28 protein-coding genes are annotated in these 23379 nt (G+C 68.4%); 5 read left to right on the top strand and 23 right to left on the bottom strand.

All coding sequences use genetic code 11. The annotated features are described in order from the left end of the window. Window positions 1-86 precede the first annotated feature (86 nt). From OG711_RS15710 to OG711_RS15690, 5 genes are all read right to left on the bottom strand, one after another. Window positions 87-845 carry a succinate dehydrogenase iron-sulfur subunit gene (locus tag OG711_RS15710; RefSeq protein ID WP_073783995.1) on the bottom strand — a complete coding sequence of 253 codons (759 nt, stop codon included), beginning with the start codon at window positions 843-845 and terminating at the stop codon, window positions 87-89. Then, window positions 845-2599 carry a succinate dehydrogenase flavoprotein subunit gene (gene sdhA / locus OG711_RS15705; RefSeq protein ID WP_073783997.1) on the bottom strand — a complete coding sequence of 585 codons (1755 nt, stop codon included), beginning with the start codon at window positions 2597-2599 and terminating at the stop codon, window positions 845-847. The genes OG711_RS15710 and sdhA overlap by 1 nt, the downstream gene beginning before the upstream one ends. 22 nt (window positions 2600-2621) lie before the next feature. Then, on the bottom strand, window positions 2622-3116 hold the full coding sequence (locus OG711_RS15700; protein WP_073783999.1) for a succinate dehydrogenase hydrophobic membrane anchor subunit: 495 nt from the start codon (window positions 3114-3116) through the stop codon (window positions 2622-2624). Window positions 3117-3121: 5 nt separating this feature from the next. After that, complete coding sequence (gene sdhC, locus OG711_RS15695) at window positions 3122-3502, bottom strand: succinate dehydrogenase, cytochrome b556 subunit (RefSeq protein ID WP_073784048.1); 381 nt, start codon at window positions 3500-3502, stop codon at window positions 3122-3124. A 148-nt stretch (window positions 3503-3650) separates the two neighbouring features. Next, window positions 3651-4241: a 2-oxo-4-hydroxy-4-carboxy-5-ureidoimidazoline decarboxylase gene (locus OG711_RS15690; protein ID WP_399546229.1), complete on the bottom strand. Its 591-nt coding sequence runs from the start codon at window positions 4239-4241 to the stop codon at window positions 3651-3653. 814 nt (window positions 4242-5055) lie between these two features. Here OG711_RS15690 and OG711_RS15685 point away from each other — a divergent pair. From OG711_RS15685 to OG711_RS15675, 3 genes are all read left to right on the top strand, one after another. Then, window positions 5056-6657 (top strand): beta-N-acetylhexosaminidase, encoded by a 1602-nt coding sequence (locus OG711_RS15685; protein WP_266508695.1) that lies wholly within the window; start codon window positions 5056-5058, stop codon window positions 6655-6657. A gap of 457 nt (window positions 6658-7114) precedes the next feature. After that, a complete protein-coding gene (locus OG711_RS15680) occupies window positions 7115-7621 on the top strand; it encodes a hypothetical protein (protein ID WP_073784054.1) in 507 nt (168 codons plus the stop codon). Between the two features lie 79 nt (window positions 7622-7700). After that, window positions 7701-8336 (top strand): hypothetical protein, encoded by a 636-nt coding sequence (locus tag OG711_RS15675; RefSeq protein WP_266508692.1) that lies wholly within the window; start codon window positions 7701-7703, stop codon window positions 8334-8336. Window positions 8337-9718: 1382 nt separating this feature from the next. Here OG711_RS15675 and OG711_RS15670 read toward each other — a convergent pair. The 7 genes from OG711_RS15670 to OG711_RS15640 form a co-directional block, all read right to left on the bottom strand. Further along, window positions 9719-10837, bottom strand: a complete 1119-nt coding sequence (locus OG711_RS15670) for a methyltransferase domain-containing protein (RefSeq protein WP_329022447.1) — start codon at window positions 10835-10837, stop codon at window positions 9719-9721. After that, window positions 10834-11766 carry an MvdC/MvdD family ATP grasp protein gene (locus tag OG711_RS15665; protein ID WP_329559525.1) on the bottom strand — a complete coding sequence of 311 codons (933 nt, stop codon included), beginning with the start codon at window positions 11764-11766 and terminating at the stop codon, window positions 10834-10836. Before OG711_RS15665 ends, OG711_RS15670 begins: the two co-directional genes overlap by 4 nt. Before the next feature lie 17 nt (window positions 11767-11783). After that, window positions 11784-12026 carry a putative ATP-grasp-modified RiPP gene (tgmA, locus tag OG711_RS15660; protein WP_329559524.1) on the bottom strand — a complete coding sequence of 81 codons (243 nt, stop codon included), beginning with the start codon at window positions 12024-12026 and terminating at the stop codon, window positions 11784-11786. 95 nt (window positions 12027-12121) lie between these two features. Then, complete coding sequence (locus OG711_RS15655) at window positions 12122-12463, bottom strand: hypothetical protein (RefSeq protein ID WP_329559523.1); 342 nt, start codon at window positions 12461-12463, stop codon at window positions 12122-12124. Window positions 12464-13133: 670 nt separating this feature from the next. Further along, entirely contained in the window at window positions 13134-14003 is an 870-nt protein-coding gene (locus OG711_RS15650) for a hypothetical protein (protein ID WP_329022456.1), read from the bottom strand. Window positions 14004-14061: 58 nt separating this feature from the next. Further along, entirely contained in the window at window positions 14062-14388 is a 327-nt protein-coding gene (locus tag OG711_RS15645; RefSeq protein ID WP_329559522.1) for a DUF6415 family natural product biosynthesis protein, read from the bottom strand. Window positions 14389-14606: 218 nt separating this feature from the next. Then, window positions 14607-15032: an ATP-binding protein gene (locus OG711_RS15640; protein ID WP_329022461.1), complete on the bottom strand. Its 426-nt coding sequence runs from the start codon at window positions 15030-15032 to the stop codon at window positions 14607-14609. A gap of 217 nt (window positions 15033-15249) precedes the next feature. On the opposite strand from OG711_RS15640, the gene OG711_RS15635 reads away from it, so the two are divergent. Further along, the gene (locus tag OG711_RS15635; RefSeq protein WP_329022463.1) at window positions 15250-16119 is read left to right on the top strand and encodes a helix-turn-helix domain-containing protein; all 870 of its coding nucleotides are present in this window, start codon (window positions 15250-15252) and stop codon (window positions 16117-16119) included. Beyond that, window positions 16116-16337, top strand: coding sequence for a DUF397 domain-containing protein (locus tag OG711_RS15630; RefSeq protein WP_329022465.1), 222 nt, complete (start codon window positions 16116-16118; stop codon window positions 16335-16337). Before OG711_RS15635 ends, OG711_RS15630 begins: the two co-directional genes overlap by 4 nt. Before the next feature lie 133 nt (window positions 16338-16470). Here the strand turns inward: OG711_RS15630 and OG711_RS15625 are convergent, their stop codons facing one another. The 11 genes from OG711_RS15625 to OG711_RS15575 form a co-directional block, all read right to left on the bottom strand. Then, window positions 16471-16857, bottom strand: coding sequence for a hypothetical protein (locus tag OG711_RS15625; protein ID WP_329022468.1), 387 nt, complete (start codon window positions 16855-16857; stop codon window positions 16471-16473). Next, entirely contained in the window at window positions 16854-17174 is a 321-nt protein-coding gene (locus OG711_RS15620) for a hypothetical protein (protein WP_329022470.1), read from the bottom strand. The genes OG711_RS15625 and OG711_RS15620 overlap by 4 nt, the downstream gene beginning before the upstream one ends. Further along, window positions 17171-18367 (bottom strand): hypothetical protein, encoded by a 1197-nt coding sequence (locus OG711_RS15615; protein WP_329022471.1) that lies wholly within the window; start codon window positions 18365-18367, stop codon window positions 17171-17173. Before OG711_RS15615 ends, OG711_RS15620 begins: the two co-directional genes overlap by 4 nt. After that, window positions 18364-18591, bottom strand: coding sequence for a hypothetical protein (locus OG711_RS15610; protein WP_329559521.1), 228 nt, complete (start codon window positions 18589-18591; stop codon window positions 18364-18366). Before OG711_RS15610 ends, OG711_RS15615 begins: the two co-directional genes overlap by 4 nt. A 235-nt stretch (window positions 18592-18826) precedes the next feature. Then, window positions 18827-19336, bottom strand: coding sequence for a toprim domain-containing protein (locus tag OG711_RS15605; protein WP_329022477.1), 510 nt, complete (start codon window positions 19334-19336; stop codon window positions 18827-18829). Window positions 19337-19370: 34 nt separating this feature from the next. Beyond that, entirely contained in the window at window positions 19371-19805 is a 435-nt protein-coding gene (locus OG711_RS15600; protein WP_329022479.1) for a CHC2 zinc finger domain-containing protein, read from the bottom strand. Between the two features lie 190 nt (window positions 19806-19995). Further along, the gene (locus tag OG711_RS15595; protein ID WP_329022480.1) at window positions 19996-20370 is read right to left on the bottom strand and encodes a hypothetical protein; all 375 of its coding nucleotides are present in this window, start codon (window positions 20368-20370) and stop codon (window positions 19996-19998) included. Window positions 20371-20430: 60 nt separating this feature from the next. After that, window positions 20431-21270: an AAA family ATPase gene (locus tag OG711_RS15590; protein ID WP_329022482.1), complete on the bottom strand. Its 840-nt coding sequence runs from the start codon at window positions 21268-21270 to the stop codon at window positions 20431-20433. Between the two features lie 89 nt (window positions 21271-21359). After that, window positions 21360-21797, bottom strand: coding sequence for a hypothetical protein (locus tag OG711_RS15585; protein WP_329022484.1), 438 nt, complete (start codon window positions 21795-21797; stop codon window positions 21360-21362). A gap of 148 nt (window positions 21798-21945) precedes the next feature. After that, window positions 21946-22395: a hypothetical protein gene (locus OG711_RS15580; RefSeq protein WP_329559520.1), complete on the bottom strand. Its 450-nt coding sequence runs from the start codon at window positions 22393-22395 to the stop codon at window positions 21946-21948. A gap of 45 nt (window positions 22396-22440) precedes the next feature. After that, on the bottom strand, window positions 22441-23379 hold the full coding sequence (locus OG711_RS15575) for a hypothetical protein (RefSeq protein ID WP_329022488.1): 939 nt from the start codon (window positions 23377-23379) through the stop codon (window positions 22441-22443).

Raw genomic sequence — 23379 nt, 5'->3', positions numbered from 1 at the left:
GGCGTGCCGCCCCACACGAAAGCCGCCGCACCCCCACCCGGGGATACGGCGGCCCTCGCATACGTCCTGAGGCCCGACCGGTCAGGTCAGAAGCGGCGCGTGATCAACGCCCGCTTCACCTCCTGGATCGCCTTCGTGACCTCGATACCGCGCGGGCACGCGTCCGTGCAGTTGAACGTGGTGCGGCAGCGCCACACGCCGTCCTTGTCGTTGAGGATCTCCAGCCGCTGCTCGCCGGCCTCGTCGCGCGAGTCGAAGATGAAGCGGTGGGCGTTCACGATCGCGGCGGGGCCGAAGTACTGGCCGTCGTTCCAGAACACCGGGCAGGACGACGTGCACGCCGCGCACAGGATGCACTTGGTGGTGTCGTCGAACCGCTCGCGGTCCTCCGCGCTCTGGAGGCGCTCACGGGTCGGCTCGTTGCCCTTGGTGATCAGGAACGGCATGACGTCGCGGTACGCCTGGAAGAACGGGTCCATGTCGACGATCAGGTCCTTGAGGACCGTCAGACCCTTGATGGGCTCGACCATGATCGGCTTGTCGGGGTTGATGTCCTTGATCAGCGTCTTGCACGCCAGCCGGTTGCGGCCGTTGATCCGCATCGCGTCCGAGCCGCAGATGCCGTGGGCGCAGGAACGGCGGAACGTCAGGGTGCCGTCCAGGTCCCACTTGATCTTGTGCAGCCCGTCGAGGACCCGCTCCTTGGGGTCGATCTCGAACTGGAAGTCCTCCCACACGGCTTCCGCGGCGACCTCGGGGTTGAAGCGGCGGATGCGGAAGGTGACCGTGATCAGGTGCGAGGCGGCGGACTCGGCCTCCACCTTGTCGAGTACGGGAGTAGCCATCAGTACGTACGCTCCATCGGCTGGTAGCGGGTCTGGACGACCGGCTTGTAGTCGAGACGGATGGTCTCGGAGCCATCGGCGCCGACCTCGCGGTACGCCATGGTGTGGCGCATGAAGTTGACGTCGTCGCGGTTGGGGTAGTCCTCGCGGTAGTGGCCGCCCCGGGACTCCTTGCGGGCCAGCGCGGAGACGGCCATGACCTCGGCCAGGTCGAGCAGGTTGCCCAGCTCGATGGCCTCCAGCAGGTCCGTGTTGAACCGCTTGCCCTTGTCCTGGACGGACACGTTCCGGTACCGCGCGCGCAGCTCGGCGATCTTGTCGACGGCCGTCTTGATGGTCTGCTCCGTACGGAACACCATCACATTGGCGTCCATCGTGTCCTGGAGCTCCCGGCGCAGCTCCGCGACCCGCTCGGTGCCGGTCGACGCCCGCAGGTGCTCGACCTGGTCGACGACCAGACGCGCCGGGTCCTCCGGCAGCTCCACGTAACCGCTCTTCGCCGAGTACTCGGCGGCGGCGATGCCCGCGCGGCGCCCGAAGACGTTGATGTCCAGGAGCGAGTTGGTGCCGAGACGGTTGGCGCCGTGCACGGAGACACAGGCGACCTCGCCGGCCGCGTACAGGCCCGGGACGACGGTGGTGTTGTCCGAGAGGACCTCACCCTCGACGTTCGTCGGGATGCCGCCCATGGCGTAGTGCGCGGTCGGCTGGATCGGGATCGGGTCCGTGTACGGCTCGATGCCCAGGTAGGTACGCGCGAACTCCGTGATGTCCGGGAGCTTGGCGTCCAGCTGCTCCGGCGGGAGGTGCGTGAGGTCCAGGTACACATGGTCGCCCTCGGGACCGCAGCCGCGGCCCTCACGGATCTCCGTGTAGATGGACCGGGAGACGACGTCACGGGACGCGAGGTCCTTCATGACCGGCGCGTACTTCTCCATGAAGCGCTCGCCGTCCTTGTTGCGCAGGATGCCGCCCTCACCGCGGGCGCCCTCCGTCAGCAGGATGCCCATGCGCCAGATGCCGGTCGGGTGGAACTGGAAGAACTCCATGTCCTCCAGCGGCAGCCCGCGCCGGTACACGGCGGCCTGGCCGTCACCGGTGAGGGTGTGCGCGTTGGAGGTCACCTTGAAGAACTTGCCGGTGCCGCCGGAGGCGTAGATCACGGCCTTCGCCTGGAAGACATGGATCTCACCGGTCGCCAGCTCGTAGGCGACGACGCCCGACGAGTGCTTGACGCCGTCGACCTCGGTGATCAGCTGGTCGAGGACGTAGAACTCGTTGAAGAACTCGACGCCCTCCTTGACGCAGTTCTGGTACAGCGTCTGGAGGATCATGTGGCCGGTGCGGTCGGCCGCGTAGCAGGAGCGGCGCACCGGGGCCTCGCCGTGGTTGCGGGAGTGCCCGCCGAACCGGCGCTGGTCGATGGTGCCGTTCGGGGTCCGGTTGAACGGCAGACCCATCTTCTCCAGGTCGAGGACGGCGTCGATGGCCTCCTTCGCGAGGATCTCGGCGGCGTCCTGGTCGACCAGGTAGTCACCGCCCTTGATCGTGTCGAAGGTGTGCCACTCCCAGTTGTCCTCCTCCACATTGGCGAGCGCGGCGGCCATACCGCCCTGCGCGGCGCCCGTGTGGGAGCGGGTGGGGTAGAGCTTCGTCAGCACGGCGGTGCGGCTGCGCTTCGTCGCCTCGATGGCGGCGCGCATGCCGGCGCCGCCGGCGCCGACGATGACGGTGTCGTACTTGTGGATCTTCATAGCGGTTGCCTCAGCCCCGTGCCTAGCGGATGTTCGGGTCGAAGGTGAAGATCACCAGCGTGCCCAGCAGGATCGTGAACACCGTCGCGGTGTAGAGCAGGCCCTTCAGCCACAGCCGGGTGCCGGCGCGCTCGGCGTAGTCGTTGATGACCGTGCGCAGGCCGTTGCCGCCGTGCAGCATGGCGAGCCACAGCATCACCAGGTCCCAGGTCTGCCACCACGGGGAGGCCCAGCGGCCCGCCACGAAGGCGAAGCCGATCTTGGACACACCGCCGTCGAGCACCAGCTGGATCAGCAGGTGTCCGAGGACCAGCACGACGAGCACGATGCCGGACAGGCGCATGAACAGCCACCCGTACAGCTCGAAGTTGCCGCGGGTCGACTTGGGGGTGCGGCCGGTGCGCTTGCGCGGGGCCTCGATCAGCGGCGCCGGGTTGTCGGCGTCGTAGAGCGGCGCGCCCTCGACGGCGCCCACCCCGGCGGTGCCGGGGGACTGTGCGGAGAGATCGGTCGACATGCGCGTCAGCTCCCGAAGACTTCACGTACGGCGTGGCCGAGCACGGGGTACAGGGCCCCGACCATCAGCACGGCCCAGATGCCGACCACGGTCCACAGCATCTGCTTCTGGTAGCGGGGACCCTTCGACCAGAAGTCGACGGCGATGACCCGCAGGCCGTTGAGCGCGTGGAAGAGGACTGCGGCGACGAGGCCGTATTCCAGCAGCGCGACGAGCGGCGTCTTGTAGGTGGCGACGACTTCGTCGTACGCCTCGGGGGAGACCCGCACGAGGGCGGTGTCCAGCACATGTACGAACAGGAAGAAGAAGATGAGGACGCCGGTGACTCGATGAGCCACCCAGGACCACATTCCTTCCCGGCCGCGGTACAGCGTTCCAGCCGGCACGGAAGAACCCTCCGGGAGCGGGGATCAGGGCCTGCCGGCTTGGGGTGTCGGTCTGGCCCGGCCGGGTACGGTCCACCGGCCCCGGCCATCGTAGCGACGTGTTGTCGGAACGTTCACGCGGGGCCCGGCGGTGTGATCAAACAGGCAATCAAACTGATGCGTACGGGCTATCGGGACGGCCCGAACCGGTCGATTTCCGGCCTTCCTGGCCGGACCCCGTCCCCTCCGGAATCGCCGGGTCCGCCGGGCCGGTGTCCGAAAAGACCCTGTCGTCGTCCACCGGACCCGTACGCGACAGCCGGGTGAGCCGGCCCCGGGCGAGCCGCCGCAGTTCCTCCGCGGTCACCGCCCGCTCGTCGTCGGGGTCGTGGCCGAGCCGGGTGCGGATGGCCGCGAGGACCCGGTCGAGGGTTTCCTCGGGCGGGCAGTCGTCGAGACAGAGCACGAACGCGTGTCCGAACCGGCTCTCGTACGCGGCGTGCGCGGCGCTCAGCGCGGTGTCGGCGGCCGAGTACCCCTGGCCGGGCCCGCCCGCGGGATGCGTGCGGGACTCGCGCGCGAGCGCTTCCGTGAGGTCGGCGTGGGCGAGGTCGTACGCCGCCTCGTCGGCCGCGGCCAGCAGGGTCTCCAGATCGCGGTAGGGCCGGTGCGCGGTGAGCCGCTGGGCCCAGCGGTGGCTGGCGCAGCAGCCGAGGAAGGCGGTCAGCGCGTCGGCCGGGGCGGCGGTGTTCAGCCGCACGAGTCCGGCGGGCGTGACGGGCGGCGGAGCGGGCGCGGGGGTCCGCTGCTGGGACGGTACGGCGGCGCGACCGGGCGGTCGTGGAAACCCTTGGGAGGGCAGTGTTGCTCCTAGGCGCGAGGCGGCGGTGCCGGGTTCGGCGGTGCCTGGTGTCGGCGGGGGTGTCGCGAAACGTACGGGAACTGCGGGACGTACGGGACGTACGGGAACTGCGGGACCTACGGGAACTGCGGGATGTGCGGGGACTGCGGATACGGGGAATGCGGGGAACGCGGCGACTCGGGGAAGCGAACGAACGCGAGGAGCGGGGCGTGCACCGGGTACGGGAAGAAGCACGGGCGACGCGGGTTCGGTGCGGCAACGCTAGCGAGCCGGGGCCCGGGGTGTCCGACGGGTGCGCGAATTTCACCCGAACGGAAGAGTTTGCCCTTGCCGTGTGGACGCTCGTGGATCGTGGCCACCTGCCGATGATAGGGACGCCCCCGAAGTGCGGTTCACCCGGGGGCGGGAGAGGGTCGTACGCATGAACGAGGTGGACCACGGAGGTTCCGGCACGGACGGGGGATCGGGAACAGGAGCGGGTACGGGTACGGGAGCCGGTACGGGTACGGGAGCGGGCAGCCGTGGCGGTCCAGGTGACCCGGGTGCTCCCGGCGGTCCCGGTGCCCCTGGCGGTCCGGGCGGTACCGGCGGTCCGCGTGACCCCGGCGGGCCAGGTGCTCCCGGCGGTCCCGATGGCCCAGGCGGCCCCGGTGGCGGGGGCGGACACGGTGGGCCGGGCGGTCCCGGCCGCCCCCGGTGGCGTTCGCGCCGGGTGCTCGTCGTCGCCCTGGTGCTGGCCGTGCTCGTCGCCGGGGGCGGCACCCTGGTCGCCCTGTGGTCCACCGGCGGGAGCGGTCCCACCCCGGCCCGCTCGTCCGGGACGACGGCTCCGCAGCGTTCCGGCACCACCTCGCCCGCCCCCACGTACCCGCTCTCCAAGGCGCCGCAGGTCATACCGTCCGTCCGTGAGCACTCCGCGGCCCGTGGTCCGGGGTGGCGGCCGAGGGACGGGGCGCGGCTCGTCGTGGGCGGGCAGTCCCTCGCGGACGAGGGCAGGCTCACCGCCTCCGAACTGGGGCTGACGTACGCCGGACGGGCCCCGGCCCGCGCCGGTGACGTGGAACTGGCGCTCACCGGGGACACCGGGAGCACCGAGGACACCGGCGGCACGGACGGCGCCGAGGCGTACACCCTGACCGTGCGGGACGACCGGGTCCGGATAGCCGCGTCCACCGAACGCGGTGTCTTCTACGGCACCCGCACCCTCAAGCAGGAGGTCCGCGCCACGGGCGCCGCCCCGGAGGGGGTAGTGCGGGACGAGCCCGCCAAGCCGCGCCGCGGCTTCATGCTCGACATCGCCCGCAAACCGTTCACCGCGGACTGGATCGAGGACCGGATAAAGGAGCTGGGCGACCTCAAGTACAACGAGCTGGGGCTGCACTTCTCCGACGACCAGGGCTTCCGTATCGCGTCGGACTCCCATCCCGAGGTGGTGTCCCGGGACCATCTGACCAAGGCGGAGGTGCGCCGTATCCTCGCGCTCGCCGCCGCCCGGCACATCGCGGTCGTCCCGGAGATCGACTCACCGGGACATCTCGGCGCGGTGATCGCCGCCTACCCCGAGCTCCAGCTCCGCGGCACGGGCGGGGCCGCCCCGAAGGGCGCGGTCGACATCGCGAACCCCGCCGCCGCGCGGATCGTGGACGAGCTGCTGGCCGAGTACACCGAACTGTTCCCCGGTCCGTACTGGCATGTCGGCGGTGACGAGTACCCCGCGCTGTTCGCGGGCGACCCGGCCGCCCGCTATCCCGCGCTCGCGGCGGCGGCCCGGGAGAAGTACGGGCCGGACGCCACCGTCGAGGACCTCGCCACGGGCTGGCTCGACGACCGCGCGGACGTGGTGCGCGACCGCGAGCGGGTGCCGCGCGCCTGGAACGACGGCTTCTACCGGGGTGGCACGGTCCAGCCCGCCGAGGACATCGTGACCGCGTACTGGACGGGCAAGGAGATCGGCGCCCGGCCGCCCGCCGAGTATCTGGCCGAGGGCCGTGAGGTGATCAACTACAACGACGAGTACCTCTACTACGTGCTCGGCGAGCCCAACGACTTCACGTACCCGACCGGACGGCGGATCTACGAGGAGTGGACGCCGCTGGTGCTGCGGGGCACCCGGCCGGTCGAGCAGCGCTACGCCGGGCAGATCCTCGGCGGGGTGTTCGCCGTCTGGTGCGACCTCGCGAACGCCCAGAGCCAGGGACAGGTGGCGGCCGGGGTCCGGATGCCGCTGCGCGCGACGGCGCAGAAGCTGTGGGAGCCGGACGAGCCGCCCCTGCCCTGGGACGGTTTCGTGGCCCTCGCGGACCGCGTCGACTGAGACCGCTCCCCGTACGGCCGGTCTCCGGCGGGACCGGCCCCCGGGCGTCGCCACGCGGGATGCCGTCCACCGGCCGCCGCACGGATGGCACCGTCCGCCCCGCACGCCGTCCGGCCGCCACCCCCGGGACGACGACATCCGGCTACGGCGGACGGCCCGTCCCGCTCGCGATCATCGTCGTACCCCCGGTGACGTGGTTCTCCGCAGCCGCGCTCCCCCCGGGAACGTACGAATCCCGCCACCGGGCGCCGGGAGCGCACAAGGAACGGTGACGTTCACACGTCCGATCCACCGGAAGCGCACTTCGGGTGGCGTACGCCCCGCCGCTGTGGTGGTCTGGTCGCTGCACCGGGCGGAGCACCGCGGCCACGGAACGAGCGGCCGACGGAACACGCACCGGGCGGAACACCGCGCCGACGGTACGGCGCACCGAGCACGGCGACGGGGGACGGATCGGATGGGTCACTGGGGCTACTACGTCGTGGGCCGGAGCGGGCAGGCGCTCGACAGCGCGGACGCGCTCGCCTCCGTACGTGACGAACTGGCGCTCCTCGAACGGCGCGCCGACGGCTGGCAGGTGTGGGAGTGCCGGGGCGGCGAGGACGGCACGACCATCGGCAGTATGAACGCCCTCGCGCTGGAGACCGGGTCGCCCGCACTGTTCGGGTACGTCATGGACAGCGCCTGTGTCGTGGTGGAGGCGGCGGCCCCGGACAGCGGCGGCTGGACCACCTGTCTCGACCGGAACGCGATGGCCGACCACCTCGGACGCGACGAGCGCGCGCTGGAGGACTATTTCCTGGTCCCCGCCGACGCGGCGCGACGCGCGGTCGTCTGGGCCGCCGAGGGAGGCGCGACCGTACCGGCCGGACCGATCGCGGAGGTGCTGGGCGCGCCCGCCGATCCGTCCGCCGAGCAACTCTTCTTCCGGTTCCTGGACCGCCTCGGAGTGGTACGCCTGTGACGCTACCGGTGCGTCGCACGCAGAAAGGACAAGTGCGGCCTCCGCCCGAGGGCGCCGCTCCGGTGCCACTGGAGGCGTGATGAGCCTGGTCGAACTGATCTCAGGAGCGGACGAGCGGGGGCTCGCCGCGAGCGGCCTCGGCTGCCTGGACCGCTGCGTCCCGCTGCTCGGCGGTGACGACGAGGTGCTCCGCCCGCTGTGGGCGAGCCTCGGCGAGGGCGGGGACGCCGTCGAGTGGGGTGACCGGCTGGAACGGGCGCGGGCCGTGCTGGTCCCGGAGCCCGGCCCCGGCGAAGCGGCGCCCGTCGCGGACGGGGCGGCCGTGCTCGCGCTGCGGATGCTGGCCGCCGCGCCCGCCGACCTCCCCGACAAGCTCCAGGGCGGCGGCCCGCCGGACGCGCGGCTGCGGGAGTGGGCCGACCTCTGCTCGCTGTCCGCGCTCCGTGTGCACCGGCTCCTCGATCCGGTCGGGGACCGGGGGGAAGCCTCCGGGGACGGCGCGGACCCGGCCGACGACCGGCTCACCGCGTCCCGCGCCGGCGGGGCCGACGGACTGTCCCCGCTGGCCGCCGCCGAACTGCGAAGACAGATCGTGATCCTGGAGCTGCTCGCGGGCCGGGGTGCCGCCGGGCTGCGTCAGGTGCACGGGGCGACGACCGAGGGGCGGCGCATACTGCGTGCCGTGGTCTCACGGCGGGCCCGTGGCCGGAACTGAGCGGTGGGTTCCGACCCGTGCGACCTGCTCCGCCGGGCACGGCGCCGACTGGATCGCGCGGGTGGCGCGCACCGGCGCGCGGCCGGTCGGAAGAGGAATAACCGCTGGTGGGGGCCGTGCGCTCATGCGCTCCGAAGCCCGTCCTACCGCCGCTGTGGCAACGACCGGGGCCGCCACCCCCGGCCTGAGTAGTCCCCTAGAGGCCCCCTGAGCAGGCATTTTGCGCCCTGGTCGGGGGGCTTCAACCGTTGCGGGTGCGGCCTGTTTCTGGGTCTTTTCGGCCGCTCGTGACCGCTGCTGGTCATGCGTTGGTCACGGTGCCCAACTGGAGTCCTCGCAAGTCGCGACGGACTCACTTGGCGTTCAGTAAAGCTGAGGGACCCCTTAAGGCGAAGCGAAAGATCAAATATCGGAAGGCCCTTTTTAAAGCCGCCCCCGGGTGCTAGAAGTGGAGCTACGAAATCCGCTTGAAAGGCTCTCCCGTGTCACGTTCGCACACCCCCCTACCCGCAGAGGACCGCACGGTGGACGAGTGCAAGAAAAAAGGGAGGGGCAGAACTGCGGCCTGGGGGGCGCTAGGCGCAGTGATCCTTTACGTCGGTACTTTCGGATTCGCCCAGGCTCGAACGGAAGAAGGGTCTCCGAGCCCTCGACCCGAGGAAGCTGCCGAGGCTGGCGTATACCGTAATGACTCGGCCGCAGGGTATGTGCCGACCTACTTTGACGGCGCGGGCGGAATCGCCGGAGTCCCGCTCACCGACGAACAGCGGCGAGCTGTGATGGCCGAGGCGGATCGCAGAGGAGCCTCAGAGCAGGAGGCTCGCCTCCTCGCGTATGGGGAGAGCGACCCCCCGACTCGCCTTGTGTACCCAATACACCCACCCCGCCCACAGCCAAAGGTGCCAAAGCTTCTTCATAGAGATGACGCGACCTCCAAGGTGACCTATCGAGAAATGGCGCCCGGCGAGGACGCCCTATCGCACGGCAATTCGGCCGGTTCCGATTCGGGCGAGTCGAATGAGCGGGGCGGGCATCGCCCCGCAGCAGAAGATCACTCGTCGGGCTCCACGCTCTCTGCACTCATAGACGCGGTGCTTCCTGACCTGTTCGTTGAGACCGAGCCGCCCGCCACCACCAGGCGCTCCTTTCCAGACCCGAATGCAGTGATGCGGGCGTCCAAGGATTCAGGCCAGGCCGGAATCGGAAGCTCGGCACCAGCGGGCTTGACCGCCGCACCCCCGGACGCGGTACCGGTGGAAGGTGGAGCGCCCGGGGGTGTCCAGGAGGCCGAGGCTGGGGCGGCGGCTCATGGCGGTGTCACGAGTGCGCATGGCCCCGCCTAGGCCCCTTCGCAGTGGTTGCAGCGTGGCCCGCTGGGACCGTCAGACCAGTGCCCAGACGTCCGCTCCCGCAGGGTCCTCGAACCACAGCACGTGGGCATCTTCAGGTGTCACGGTCAGGCCGAACCGGTCCCATGTCGGCTGGCCGTGGTCGGTGAACCACCTCCACCAGCGTTCGACGGATTCCCAGACGCCTTGCCCTCCGGCCTCCGACCACGTCGAGGGCTTCGCGCCGTCGTACGTCACCTCGGCCCAATTGTCACCGGGCAGGACTACCCGCCTCGTGGCGACGTCCCCTTCGTAGCCGTACTGAAGTTCCGCTCCGGGAAGATGGGCCGCCAAGAGGAACTGGAAGTGGTAGTTGTCGAACGCCGCGATCGGAACGTTCGTCGTGCCACTGGCGTACGACGACTGCCCAGCGTTGGGGGCTGGGGGGCCGCCGCGAGAGCGGGCGGCCATGAATGAGCCGCCGTCCCCGTGGAAGCGTCCCTCCAGGCAGCCGTTCGGCTGGCGGTCCAGAACGACGAGTGTGTTGTTCAGTGGAGGGAAGAGGTTGGCGATCAGGCGCCCCCCGTCCCGGACCGCGTTCCGGAGCGAGCCGTTGATCCGGGGGAGCGCGCAGGACGCGATGACCCTGTCGAAGGTGCACCCCCACTCCTCCACCATCGCGTCCACGGTCCGGAGCTGCGGAGTGTGTCCGAGCCGCGAGAGCACCTCGGCGGCGGCGCTCGTCAGCGCGGGGTCGATGTCCGCCGACACGAGCTGCTGGGAGCCGGTGAGCCGGTGAGCGAGCAACGCGGTCTGATAGCCGGTTCCCGTTCCCAGGTCCAAGACATCGTCGGTGGTCCGGACATTCAGGAGTTCGAGCATCCTCACTACAAGGCTCGGAGTGGTGCTCGACGAAGTCGGTACTCCGCTGCCCGGCTCGCTGAACTGGGTGACCAGCGTGCGGGTTTTGTAGGCCGTCGTCAGCCACTCGTCACCATCCGCCTCGGTGAGCTTCCGCCAGGTGGTGAGCGTGCCGGCATCGGGGAGGTAGTACGAGGGGACGAAGTAGTGCCGTGGGGTTTCCTCCACAGCCCGGCGCCAGTGGGCAGAGGAGAGATCGCCACTCGCCTCCAGGGAGTCGGCGAGCGCATTGGCGAGAGTTCGCCAGCTCATGTCTTGCACCATTTCTCCAGTGTGTGTACGAACATGGAAGTGAGGGGCAGTTCGTTGTGTAGCCAGGCCCACTGGCCCGAGGCGTTCGCCTCCAGGAAGATCCAAGCCCGGTCCGGTCGAACGATGAAGTCCAGTGACGCATAGGCGAGGCCCATCGCGTCCATGTACCGGCGGACGCCTTCCTGGACGGCGCACGGGGTTCTGATGGGGGTGTACTTCAGCGAGTCGTAATCCGCTCGCCAATCGTGCTCGGCGGCGGCGCTGTCGGTGTCGATCCGCACGCTGTGACATGCCCCGTCAATGACGACGGTGCGAACTTCGAATTCCTTGGGGACCTGTTCCTGGAACAGGTGCGCGGTCAGGTGGATTCCCTTCAAGTCGCCCAAGTCGACGGCCCGGGTATACATCGTCTCCAATCCGGTCTGGTGAACAACTGTCGGCATTCCGAGCGGTTTGGTGATGACCGGGGCCCCGCCAAGCCCGGCCGCGAATGCCCGGACTTGGTCGGTTGAGTTGGTGATCAGGGTGCGTGGCACGGACAGCCCGGACGCGCGGGCCACCTTGAGCTGCCGGGGCTTGAACTCGGCGGCCGACGCTCTGGCCGGATGATTCATCCACCGGGCCTCCAGGCTTGTCAGCACTCCGCCCAGCCCGATCCGGGCAGCCCCTCGCGCCCAGTGGGCGTCCGAGGCTGACAACTCGGGGAACTCGAACAGGCGCGGCCGATTCCAGTACACCGCCCGCACCTCGGCCAGATCGACTCGGCGGTGGGGGTTGCTAAGGCGCCCCGACCATTCGCCGTCCGTGAACGAGGCGCTCAGCTCCAGTGCGTGCGGGAAGTCAGCCGTGTCCATCCGGAAAACCGGAACGTTGGCTGCGGACAGCCCCTCCGCGACGAGGTCGGTACCCGCCTCGAAGGGGCCGTCCACGATCAGGACTGTTGAGTTCACTCGAAGCAGCCAGGGTCCGCGCCTTCGTCATGCGGCGGAGGGTTCTTGATGTCCCCGTCCGGGTTCGTCTTCTTGGAGGTCGCCATCGTGGTCAGCGGAGTGCCGTCCTGGTAGGCGGCCGTCTGCCGTACGGGATCGTATGCCGGCAGACCCAGGCTCGACGCCGACGCGGGGGAGGCTGCGGTGAAGCGTGCGCCACCCAGCGCGTACGGGCGCGCGCCCGTGGGGGCGGCATCCATGGGAAGTACGGTCTGAAGGGGTAACTGTGCGATGAGTTCCACGAAGTTGTCTTCCTTCCATCCATTCTCGACTCGGCCCACGGTGGGCCGGGCGGTCAATACGCCGTCATGTCCAGTGAGGCGTAGCTGTGGGTGCACAAGCCGGGGTGGCTGGCGAACAGGACGCAGTCGTCGGGCTGCCCGTCGACCCAGATGCGTGAGCCGCAGTCCGGCCGGGCGCGCAACATGGTCCTGGTGGACGTGTCGGTCCACTCCGCCCAGACGGCGGCGGCGTGCATGAGGGGTACGACGAAGCCGCGGTGCGGGCCGTCGTGCTCCTCCAGTTCGCAGAGCGCGGCTGTGGTGATGTCGCCGTGCTCCGTATTGCTGAAGACCGGAAAGAGCTTCCGCGCGCACTCGATCTGAGCCGGTGAGAGCTTCCGGAGCGCGCCGCACATCCGGCCGGTTTCCCGGCCGACGATGGCCGACTCGGACGAGACGGAGAACAGACGCCGCCTTGCCCCTTCAGCCAGGGGGCCTTCAGACTCGCGCGGGCTGCGGCGTCGCGACGGAAACGGGATCAAGTTGGTGAGCACGACCGGCCTCCGCACCTCTGCTCTAGCTCTGCCCGCGCTGGCGGCATCCTTCAGCGCGCCCTTCTTGGGAGAGTGATGTCCTGCCTATCACTGCGCTTTTCCTTCGTAATCGGTTTCTCTGACGTGCGCCCGACTCTGGCCGTCACGCCAGGTCGGGCATCCGCTGCCGGTGGCGCGAGGTGTGAGTGTGGCCCCCACGCCCGGGACTTCCCCCAGCAGCGGAAGTCCTTTCAGTCGGCAGGCGGCTCGCTGGGGAGGCCCTCCGCGCGGGCGGAGGTGTTCCTTCGAGCCCGCCCCAGGCCCTCTTCGGGGGACCAGGGATGCTCAGGCGCCAGGAGACGCAGGCGGTCGAGCCGACGGCACGCTTCCCTGTCCGTGACGTGCCGAGCCCAGAACTGTTCCAAGCGCCACGCGGTGCGTCGGATGCGTTCGGCCAGGGGGACCGGGGGCGGCTCGCACCAGATCAGGCAGATGTTCCTCTGCACGTTGGACTGAGCCCGGCCATGGATGGGGCAGCGAGCCCGCTGGCGGCTCATCCTGCCTCCTTGGACTGCTTGACGGTGCGGTAGGCGAAGACCTCCGGCCTGTCCCGGTCGAAGGTCAGATTCCACGGTCGGGCCCGCTCTTTGGTCAGGTAGCCGTGTTCGTGCAGGAAGTGCTTGATCTTCACCATGGCCGCAGCCCAGTCCTTGGCGGTGGCATCCTGCGAGGCCCTCCAGAACACACGCAGGCACACGAAGGCGTACGGCGGCCACTCGATACGGTCCACCTCCGCGCAGCCGTACGTCCCCCCGGAGATCGGCGTCCAGCGCCGCAGGTAGGTGTCCCGTCCGGCGAGGCCGGCCTTCTCCATCAGGCTTTCCAGGTGCCACAGGGACGACTCATCCGGCTCCCAAATCCTCCGCCGGACACCTGGCTTCGCATGGTGGTCCCACCCGTCATCAGGCCACTCAATTGGGTCCGCGCCCTCCATCAAGCGATAGATGAAGAACTTGGATGGAGCCCACGGCGTCTCGTGCTCCTGGAGTGGCCCCGGGATTCGCACCGTGTAGCCCAGCGACTCCAGAGCCTCCAAGACGGCGGGTGTCCGTTTCTGACGGTGCTCCGCCAACTCCTCCGCATTGCCTCGCCGGGAGATGGCGTGGTCGGGGCTCCAGGTGACCACGGCGCACAGATCGGCACCTTTCGGCCACAGGGCCTCATCGACCGCGCGGGCCCGGCAGCAGCCCAGCCCAGGAGGTACCAAGTTGTCCACCATGGGCAACCCGTACGTGGTGCCCACGAGAGTCAGGTGATCCCCGATGCCCAGTTGGTCAAACTGGTAGGCGAGGAGGGCCGGGACGTCCCGGCTCGGGTCCTCCCCGTCGTAGGCCGACGGTTCCTGGCGGTACAAAGTGGACACGGTCTCTCCCGTTTTGCGAGTACAGCATTGGGCGCGGCTCCAGGGACGACGATGCTGATCACGGACTGCTCCCCGGGTCGACTGCTCTAGGGCCCTCCCACCCCTCCTGCTTCATGAGGGTCAAGAGATCGCGGGCCGTCTTCGCCGCTTCGCGCACCTCCGCGCTGTTGCGACCCCCCTCCCGGCCCGCGACGCCCCGGGCCCGGTCGACCATGGCCCGCACGACCACCCGGCCGAAGTCCAGAACTGCATCGGCCTCTTCGACCAGCGCTCCCAGGTATCCCCGGAGTGTGACCACCGCAGCGTCGAGGTCGCCCTCCTTCACCTCGTCGAGGTGGCTGCTCAACAGGTACTCAACGCTTTCCTCGATCGCGACGACGGTCACACGGACCGGTGTCCTACCGGCTGTCAGGTCTCGCCGCATCGCTTCCAGGAACGTGCGTAACATCCCTGTTTCCGCAGCGACCCCGGGAGCTACCGCGAAGCCCGGCTCGGGGAGTCGGTGCGTCCAGCCTTCGCCTGTCGGCCGCTGCTCCAACGGAGGGGCGATTCCGCGGCGGGCGGGCTGGCCGATCAGGAAGAACCGTTGGCCTTGTTGCCCCATCAGCCCTCCGCCTCCGGGACGCACAGCTCAGCCCACACCGTCTTGCTCTGGGGGTGTAGTTCGTATCCCCAGCGGGCGCATAGGGCGTCGACGAGGTGGAGGCCCCGTCCGCCCAACGAGCTGTCGTCAGCGGCACGGCGGGCGGGAAGAACATCGAGCGCAGAGTCCTCGGCGCTGATGCGGACCCCACCCTCTTGCAGCTCCACGGAGAACCGGAACGTCTGGCATTTCGTGTGAACGACGGCGTTCGTAGCCAGCTCAGAGGCGATCTGCGCCGCGTCGCTGCACAGATCCTGTATGCCCCACATCTCCAGGGCGGTGGCAACGAGGCGTCGTGCAGTGGAAGCGGCCTCGGGGCTGCACGCCACGACTTGCCTGTAGCTGGGCTCTCCTATGGCGGTTTTGCGGATCGCCGTCGTACTCACGGGGCCTCCGAAGGTCATGCCGAAGCCCTGGGGGCAGGGCAGGCGGGACCGGCGACAACTGCCCTGCGGCTCAGGGACGTTGTCTCGACTTGGGCAACGATGCTCTATTAGAAACGTTGCGCGCAACCCCCCAGTATTCGAAACGTTGCTCAAAGCGAAGACCTGACGTGGGGCAGGGTCGGGCGTGGCGGTACGCTGCCTCGCGAGGAGGTGCGCCATGCCCGAAGCGAGACCGAACGTCCACCGCAGGAGGCTCGGCTCGGCCCTGCGGTCTCTACGCCGCGCCGCCGGGCTTTCGATGGAAGAAGCCGCAGATCGTCTGGCACTCTCGGGCAAACCCACTCTCAGCAAGATCGAGAATGGCAAGCAGAGGGTTCAGGGGCTCGCCCTGACCGCGTTCCTTGAGGTCTACGGGGTGCGGGAGGAAGCGACCCGGCAGGCGATCAAGGCCATGGCCACTCTCGCGGCCAGCGGTCGGCGCACGAGCCTGCTCGACGAGTACCGCGAAGCCGTCGTGACCGAAGGGTTTGAGGAGTATCTGCACCTGGAGGAGCTGGCTTGTGCGACCGAGGGCTACCTCACGGTTGTCCCTGGCCTGCTCCAGACCGAGGACTACGCGCTCTCGATCGTGGAACGGAGTCAGGTGTGGCCTTCGCGGCGCGAGGTGGCCCGCTTCGTCGAGCTGAGGATGGCGCGCCAGGCCGCGCTTACTCGCGAGACGCCGCTCACCTTCGCCTGCATTCTGGATGAAGCCGCCCTTCGGAGGGTCGTCGGAGGACGGGCAGTCATGAAAGCCCAACTCGAACGACTCCTCGAAGTGACCGAACAGCGCAACAATGTGGATGTGCGCGTCCTGCCGTTCGATGTTGGCGCCCACGCCAGTTCGGACGGCCCATTCCAGCTTCTACACTTCTCTGCGGGACCACCGGTCGTCGTGATCGAAGGCAAGACGAGATCGGTCTACCTGGAGGAGGCGGGAGACGTGGACCGGTATCGGTCTGCCCTCGACTCTCTGACTGAACAGACGCTCCCTGCGGACCAGACCCGTCGCTTCATCAGCGACTTGATCAAGGATTGCTACTCATGAAAAAGCAGGTTGACCTGACCTCTGCCGACTGGGCCAAGAGTGAACTGAGCAACGGCGGCAACAATTGCCTGGAAGTCGCCTTCGTCGATGGCGTTGTGGCGCTGCGTGACTCCAAGGACGTCGGGGACCCCGATGCAAAGGTCCTGATCGTGTCCATGGAGGACTACCGGCTCTTTACGACGAGTGTGCGGGCGGGGCAGGCGACCCTTCTTCCCTGACCGCGCTACTGGAACTGCGCAAGCGCCCACTTTCCGTAGGAGAGTGGGCGTCGCCGGTTGGCGTCTTAGTGCCTACCGCCGACGACTCGCCCGATGGTCCGCGGGGCGCCGTCGACGGTAGGGCTTCAGGGGCTCAGTCTCCTTCCTGCTCCAGCGACTCGTACCCGTCCACGTAGTCCCGCCCGGACAGCCAGCAGGCCATCTTCCCGATTCCCCGCTCCAGTCGGTACCGGACCGCTCGCCCCGTGATGCGGTCGCGGGCGGCGATCAGCTCGTCCGGCCAGTCGAGCGCGTACCGCAGGAACAGGGCGCGACGTTCGCCGCGCGACAGGGGACAGGACTTCCACGCTCGCCGGATATCTGCAAGGTGCGCGAAGAGGGCATCTGCGCTTCGTGGGTCGGTCGTCCCTTTCGGCATGTCGGCGTCCGGGGCAGTGGGGGAGCGGAGTCCGTACGCGGTCTCCGTGCTCCAGACGGCCGGCAGCAGGGTCTCGACGAGCCGACGATCGTACCCGCTCACAGGCGACCGCGCTCGGCTGCGTCGCAGGCCGCTTCGTACGAGGTGTGCCAGATACGGCGTGTGGCCTCGGTCTTCACGCGGTCGACGAGGTCGAGGACCAGGCGGTGGTAGAGGACGCCGAGCCCGAGGGAGGGTTCGGTGAGGCACTGGCTCACCATGTGCGGCTTCGTTGCCAGGATGATGAGCGCCTCCTGCCGGGCGTCCTCGTACTCCATGGTGAGCGTGTCCTCGTAGCCATCCGCGATTCGGCGGGCGGCCCGGCCCGCGAGCGCCGTCACCTCGGGCGTGAGAACCGTCCAGTCCGCGACATCGGTCATCGGACCACCTCCTTGACAGGGACCGAGCCGTCCTTCGTCACGGCAACCACCAGGCCGGGGGCGCCCGTGGTGCCCTTCGCGTGCCGCCACCACGTCGACTCGGACTCCATGGCCGGGGGCTGGATGAAGGTCCGCGGGCCGTCGGTGTCGACGTGTTCGTGGTGCAGATGTCCTGCGAGGAGCACGTCGGCCTGGTGCATCGCGGACTGCTTGTTGAATGCCTGGCCGCGCCACCACTCCCAGTGCTTGCCAGGCCGCCACTGATGGCCGTGGGCATGGGCCACGACGGTGCCAGAGCAGTCGACGACGACGGTCAGTTCGTCGGAGTCCGGCACGAAGCACTCGACGTGCCCGTACACCTCCGGGGCCAGGGCGAGAGCGTCGCGAACCGCGACAAGGGCTTCCGTGTCGTGAGAGTCGTCGTAGCGGGTGATGCCCCGGCCGTTGAAGCGCACGGCTTCGCCGTGGTTGCCGGGTACGGCGGCCATCGTGACTCGCCGGGCAAGGGGGGCCAGGGTCATGGCTGCGTGCAGCATGACCCTGCGGGCGAGGCGGATCTGTTCGGTGAGGGTGAGCGAGGTACGCCAGCTCTGCGCGCCCCCCTGGGACACGAACCCTTCGATGTGATCTCCGAGCCAGGCGACGTGCACGTGGCCGATGGAGAACCGGTCGCGGTAGACCTCCAAGAGGTCAGCCGCGCGGTTCAGGCAGTCGATCGTGCGCCGGAGAGTGCCGGCCGGGCCGTCGCCGTCCGCCTTGCCGAACTGCATGTCTCCGAGCGCGATCACGAAGGTGTGGTCGCCGTCGGGAGGGCCTCCAACTGGCCAGCGGGGTATGTACGCCTCCACCGCGCTGATCAGCTCCGAGATGTCCTCCCGGTCTCCTTCCAGGGTGAGTGGGCGGCGAGTGAAGGAGAAGCGTGTGCTCAGGCCGATCTCGCCGTTCGGCATGGTCCACTCCGAGGAGCGGAAGCCCTTCACCTCCCAGTGCTCCGGGTCGAGGCCCTGCGATCGCAGGACGGTGGCCGCAGTGCCCTTGGGGTCCATCTCGGCAGGGCCTCGAACGGTGACCTCGGCCGCGTCCTCGGTGACCTCGATCTGTCGAGTGAAGTCGCGCTCGGGGTCGGTCTGGCGAGTTGGCGTGGAGGGGCCCACGGGCTTCGCGAGCAGGTCGTCGAGGAGGGTGTCACTCAAGCTTGCTTGCTCTCTTCCTGGCGCAGTCGGCGCCGGTACGTACGGATCGTGGATGCGGACACGCGGTGTCCGTAGCGGGCGAGAATCCAGACGAGATCCTCGGCCGCAGTGCCTTCGAGGAGGTGCCGCTCGAAGACGGCGCGCTCGTCAGGGTCGAGCGATTCCCATATGCCGAGGAGGCGGGGGCCGGGGCTTCCCGGCAGCGCGGCACTCATCGGCCCCATTTGGCGAGGTGATCGCGGTGCGCCTTGGCGAGAAGCCGCCGGGCGGTGTCCAGCGATCTCGGTTTGGCTTGGCGGGCAGCTCGTTCGGCTTGCTCCCTCGTCCACATGTAACCGCCGTGCCTACCTTGCAGGTGATTCCGTAGGGCGGCCCGTGCGGCTGCGAGGTCGCCGTCGATCGGCTGAATGTGGCCGCACCCTCGGCCGTCCATGAAGTCAGGGCAGGTCAGGGCCGTGCTCATGCCACCTCCCTGTCGAGGCGGTTGGCGCCCGAGGTGGTGGTGAGCGCTCCCGCCTCGGCCAGGGCGAGGAGGGCCGGAGCACCCTCTTGCTGGTAGGTCTCGGACACATCGCCGAGCCGCAGCCGGATACTGCGAGACGATCGTGGAAGCGACCGGCACACCTTCGAGGCGAACTCGGCACCCGCGTCGTCGGGATCTCCCCAGACGCGCACGCGGGAGAACCCGGCGAGCATTCGGCGATGCCGGCCGAGCCACAGAGCGGCGCCGGGGACGGCGACGGCATGGAGGCCGATCATTCGCAGGACGACGGCGTCGAGTTCGCCCTCGGTCACGTCGATGGTGTCTCCGGCGCGGTGTACGTCGGCGATGCCGTAGAGCCTTGGCGGATCGTCCTTGATGGAGTTGTACTTGCCGTGGAAGTGCGCCCGGTGGTCGTGGTCCTCCAGGCAGCGAAATCGCAGCGTGAGGACTCGGCCGTCGTGACCGATGTATGGGATGGCAAGCATTCCGCGGAAACGCTCATGGCCGGGGAAGGGGATGTCAGCGACGACGCCAAGCCGGTGTATAGCCGCCTGATCGCGGCCTATTCCTCGGTCGAGCAGATACCGTGCGGCTTCCCGCGTAAGAGCTTCCTGATAGCTCGCCGTTGCTTCCTCCATCATCTCGCGCTGCGAGTCCGAGAGAGGCTGCAAGGGACTTCGCTCCGACAAAGGTGATCTCTTTCTGGTTCACGACGGTTTCATAGCGGATGATGAACTCGTACACGTCCCCTCCGGCGCCACAGGAGTGACATTTCCAGAGCTGTCGGTTGAGGTTGTACGAGAATGACGGCGTGCCGTCCTCATGGAAGGGGCAGCACGCCATCCCGATGGCTCGTTCCGGGTTGAAGTCGAGCCCGTAGTGCTCGTAGGCGGCCTCCAGCAGAGGCTTCTCGTCGGCTGGCGCTCTGTCGTGGTCAACGCGGGTGTACTTCACGGGAGCATCCAATCCAGGTCGGCAATGGGAACCTGGTATAGCTCCTCGACAGCCATCATCAGCGGCCCGTCGAATTCAGGGTCATTGAGGCAGTCGAGGAATGCCTCGAAAGCCCAATCGGGAGCGTCTAGCTGACACCCCCCGATGTTCGTCACCGAGGGGGTCTTTCGGTCTCGTGTGAGAATTCTGATCATTCGGGGTCCAGGTCGAAATACTCTTCGACCGTAGTGAGGACGAAAGCCTTCCTCCAGCTCTTTCCGCGACGCTTGACCACGACGATGGACTCTACGATTTCAGGGTCTATCCCACGGTGCTTGGAAAAGTTTTCCCGCTCGCGCATTGCCTCGTCAAGAAAAGGCCCCGGCTCGAACTTCGCATTCTTGGCCTCGATGAGCAGGAAGGCGCCGTCCGCTTCCCGAATGACGAGGTCTCCCTCGTCTTCCGCCCCGGCCAGGCGCAGGCTCTCGACGTCCTCTCCAGCGGCCCGCAGCCCCTCCCGGAGGTCCGTCTCCCACTGGGCGCCCTTGCGCCGGTTCGACCGGTTGCGGCTTGTCACATTAGTCACAGGTTGACACCTTGTCTCGAAATAATGCCCGCACTTGCGGGCGAGTTACATGTTAACAGGCTAAGCGGCGTCGAGGATCTTCGTGGGGGACCAAGGCCGCGTCGGCGACGCGGCGGGTACCAGCTTCTCCAGCCTGGAGAACTGAGTGATCTCCGGGTGACAGCGCATGGTCGCGTAGCGTTTCCCTGTCGGGTCGCACGGGCCCATCCTTTGCTTGATCACGGCCACCCGGTACTCGTGCGAGGTCGGGTCAAGGGCCACGCTCAAGCTCAGCTCAGGCTTTTCGCTGAGCCCACCTTTGACCTGGTCGCGGGATGGCGGAGCCCACGGATCACTCTTGGCCTCCCACGACTTGTCGGAAGCGTGATGCAGAACGATCACCGTGGCACCGGTCGCGCGGGCCAGCTCGGTCAGTCCGCTCATCACAGCCATCTGTGCGGTGTAGTCCGACTCGGCCTCGGCGAAGTCCATGAGGTTGTCGCAGACAACGACCTGGGGGAACGCGTCCCACAGCTCGACGTGGGCCTCCAGCTCCTCGTCGATGGCCTCCCAGGTGATCGGGCTGCCGAACGCGAGCGTCAAAGGGATGCCGCTGAGCGCGTCGATGTAGTGGGCGCGGTGTCGGCCGCCGGCCGCCATCCCTGCCTCCACCATCGCGGTCGTGTCGCCTGTCATCATTGAGGCGAGTCGGGAGCTGGCTGTGAATGCGCTCATGTCCGCGCTGAGGTACAGCGTGGGCAAGCGCATCTGAGTGACCCAGTAGAGGGCGAAGCCGCTTTTCTGCGTGCCGCTTCTCCCCGCGATCATCACCACCTCTCCATGGCGAGGGCGACAGCCCAGGCCGTACAGCGCCTCGAAGGCGGGGACCCGGGGCAGCTCCTTGCCGCTTTCCGCGTTCATCGTGAGCGATCTTGCTGGGGTAAGCAGGGGATTCTCCTTACAGGGAGGGGCGGGCCGCGGACGGCGGCCCGCCCCGTCTATCCAGTCGTTCAGTCGAAGGCGGGCGCGGTCGCCGCGGCCTGCGTCACAGCGCTCTCGCGACGGGTGGCGTAGTCGATGACCTTCTGGCGCACGGCTGCGTCGTTCACGGGCCTCCACACCCACGCGGGGTGGGACCCCGGACGCTTCGGCGGAATCTGGTCGACCGTAACGATGGTCGCGGCGCCGACCATGCCTTCCAGGTCACGAGCGAGGAGTGTCTGCTCAACTCGCGTGGACGCGTTGATCTCGGGGGCGAGGGCGTCGAGAGCCTCGCGGTCCTTGAACACGGAGATCGTGCACAGCGCCGAGTCCTTCGGGCCGTTGGGGGTGGGGCGCTGGCGCTCGAAGTCGGCGACCTCGACCAGGATGGCCGGGGCGCCCTGGTGGTCGACGGGCTTGAACCAGCCGCCACCGACGGTGGGGATGTCCTTGAAGGTGAGGGTCAAAGGTTTGTCTCCTTGGGTTATTCGTTTGAGGGACGGGCGGCAACCCGCTCTGGGGCGAGATGGCGCTGGCGAACGGTCGCGCCCCGGGCCCAGATCGAGGCCGCGAGCCAGGTCGCGGCGAAGGCCACAGGCAGGGCGGGATGGCGGATCACGTGAGGGCTCGCCCCTTGGCCTTGTAGGCGGCCATCACCGACGGTTCTGCGAACGCCGCCTGGTTCGCGGCCCAGAGTCGCTGGAGGTCAGCGACGCTCTTCTGACGCTCGATCTCGGCGACGATCCAGGCGCTTCCGCTGGAGGGCGCGGACTCCTGGGCCTGGTTCCAGGGGTCCTCTTTCCCTTCCGGGTCGGCGGGGGCTTCGGGCGGGACGATCCGACCGCCGAGAATGCCGGCGATATCCCCCGTCCCGTGCGCGATGCTGGTTGCCTCGACGATCAGCTCTGAGAGTGTCAGGTTAGTTACATGTTGACATTCGAAGCCAAAGAAGTCGATGATCTGGGCGCGCACATCTGCCGGTGGGCCATGAAAGGCGACCTGCGTGTCCTGGTAGCTCTGGCCGTACTTGATGGTCACGCTCACGCCGTGGTGCTGCTGACTCACTCGCTCCCTCTCTCTGCTAGTTACATGTTAACACTTGTGGCGCGGCTATGCGGCGGCAGGCGCGGTGACGCCGGTCACCCACGGGAGCATCGCATCCTTGCGGCTTCGGGTGGTCCGCACCTCCAGGGCCAGGCGCGCGGCGGCCCATCCGACCTGAAGGTCGACCCAGTGCAGTGTGCAGTGGCCGGAGCCTGCGGGCAGGTGGATGATCACACCCCACTGCTGCGACACCTTGGGGAGTGCGCTGTACGCCCGCGCCGCCTCTTGCGGGGGGACGATCCGCCTCTTCCACGTCGCGAACGCTTTCGGATCTGCGGGGTCGACGGGCCAGAGGGTGTGGTCGTAGACCTCGCCTCGGCTGTAGACGGCGAGCTGCATCGCCATCTTCAGCTTCCCGTACTCCACGCTGCCGGTCTTGATGTCGCCGATGAACAGGCCCTCGATGTGCTCGCCGTGCGGGCCCGGCCCTGCGTATGCAAGGGCCCGGTCGAGGGTGCCGGCCGTCCCCAGCTCGGGCACGACGACGAACTTCTCCACAGCTTTCACCTCGAAGACGGAGGTCTTCGTCAGGTATGCCGCCATGTCGCTGAGATCACTGTCCGGAGTGTCGAGAGGCAACGGCTCGCCCCTGTCGACACGCTCGGAGAGGGTGTGCAGATGGGTCCCTCGTTCGCGCTTCACGCTGGCTCCCGCGATGTCCTGCGCCTGCTGGGCGAGTGCGTTCAGCCTGCGCTTGTCCGCAGGGGCGGCCGGGTCGAGCTGCCGCGCCGCATCCAAAAGGGCGGGCCGGGCGGCTGCCCCCAGCAGGGTCATGCGGGACCGCCAGTCGGACAACGCGGCCTTGTCCTCTATGCAGTCGATGAAGGTCGTGGTCCTGGTGAGGGGTACCGGCTTGCCCCCCTGCTTCGGTATGACGAGTGGGCGCCCCCATCCGTCCCGGGGGATGTCCGGCGCTGCCGGTGCGATGTTCACAATGCGCAGCAA

Source organism: Streptomyces uncialis, assembly GCF_036250755.1.
Lineage (GTDB): Bacteria > Actinomycetota > Actinomycetes > Streptomycetales > Streptomycetaceae > Streptomyces > Streptomyces uncialis.
Note: the sequence above shows the minus strand (reverse complement) of the source record. Positions and strands in the feature narration are given on the sequence as shown.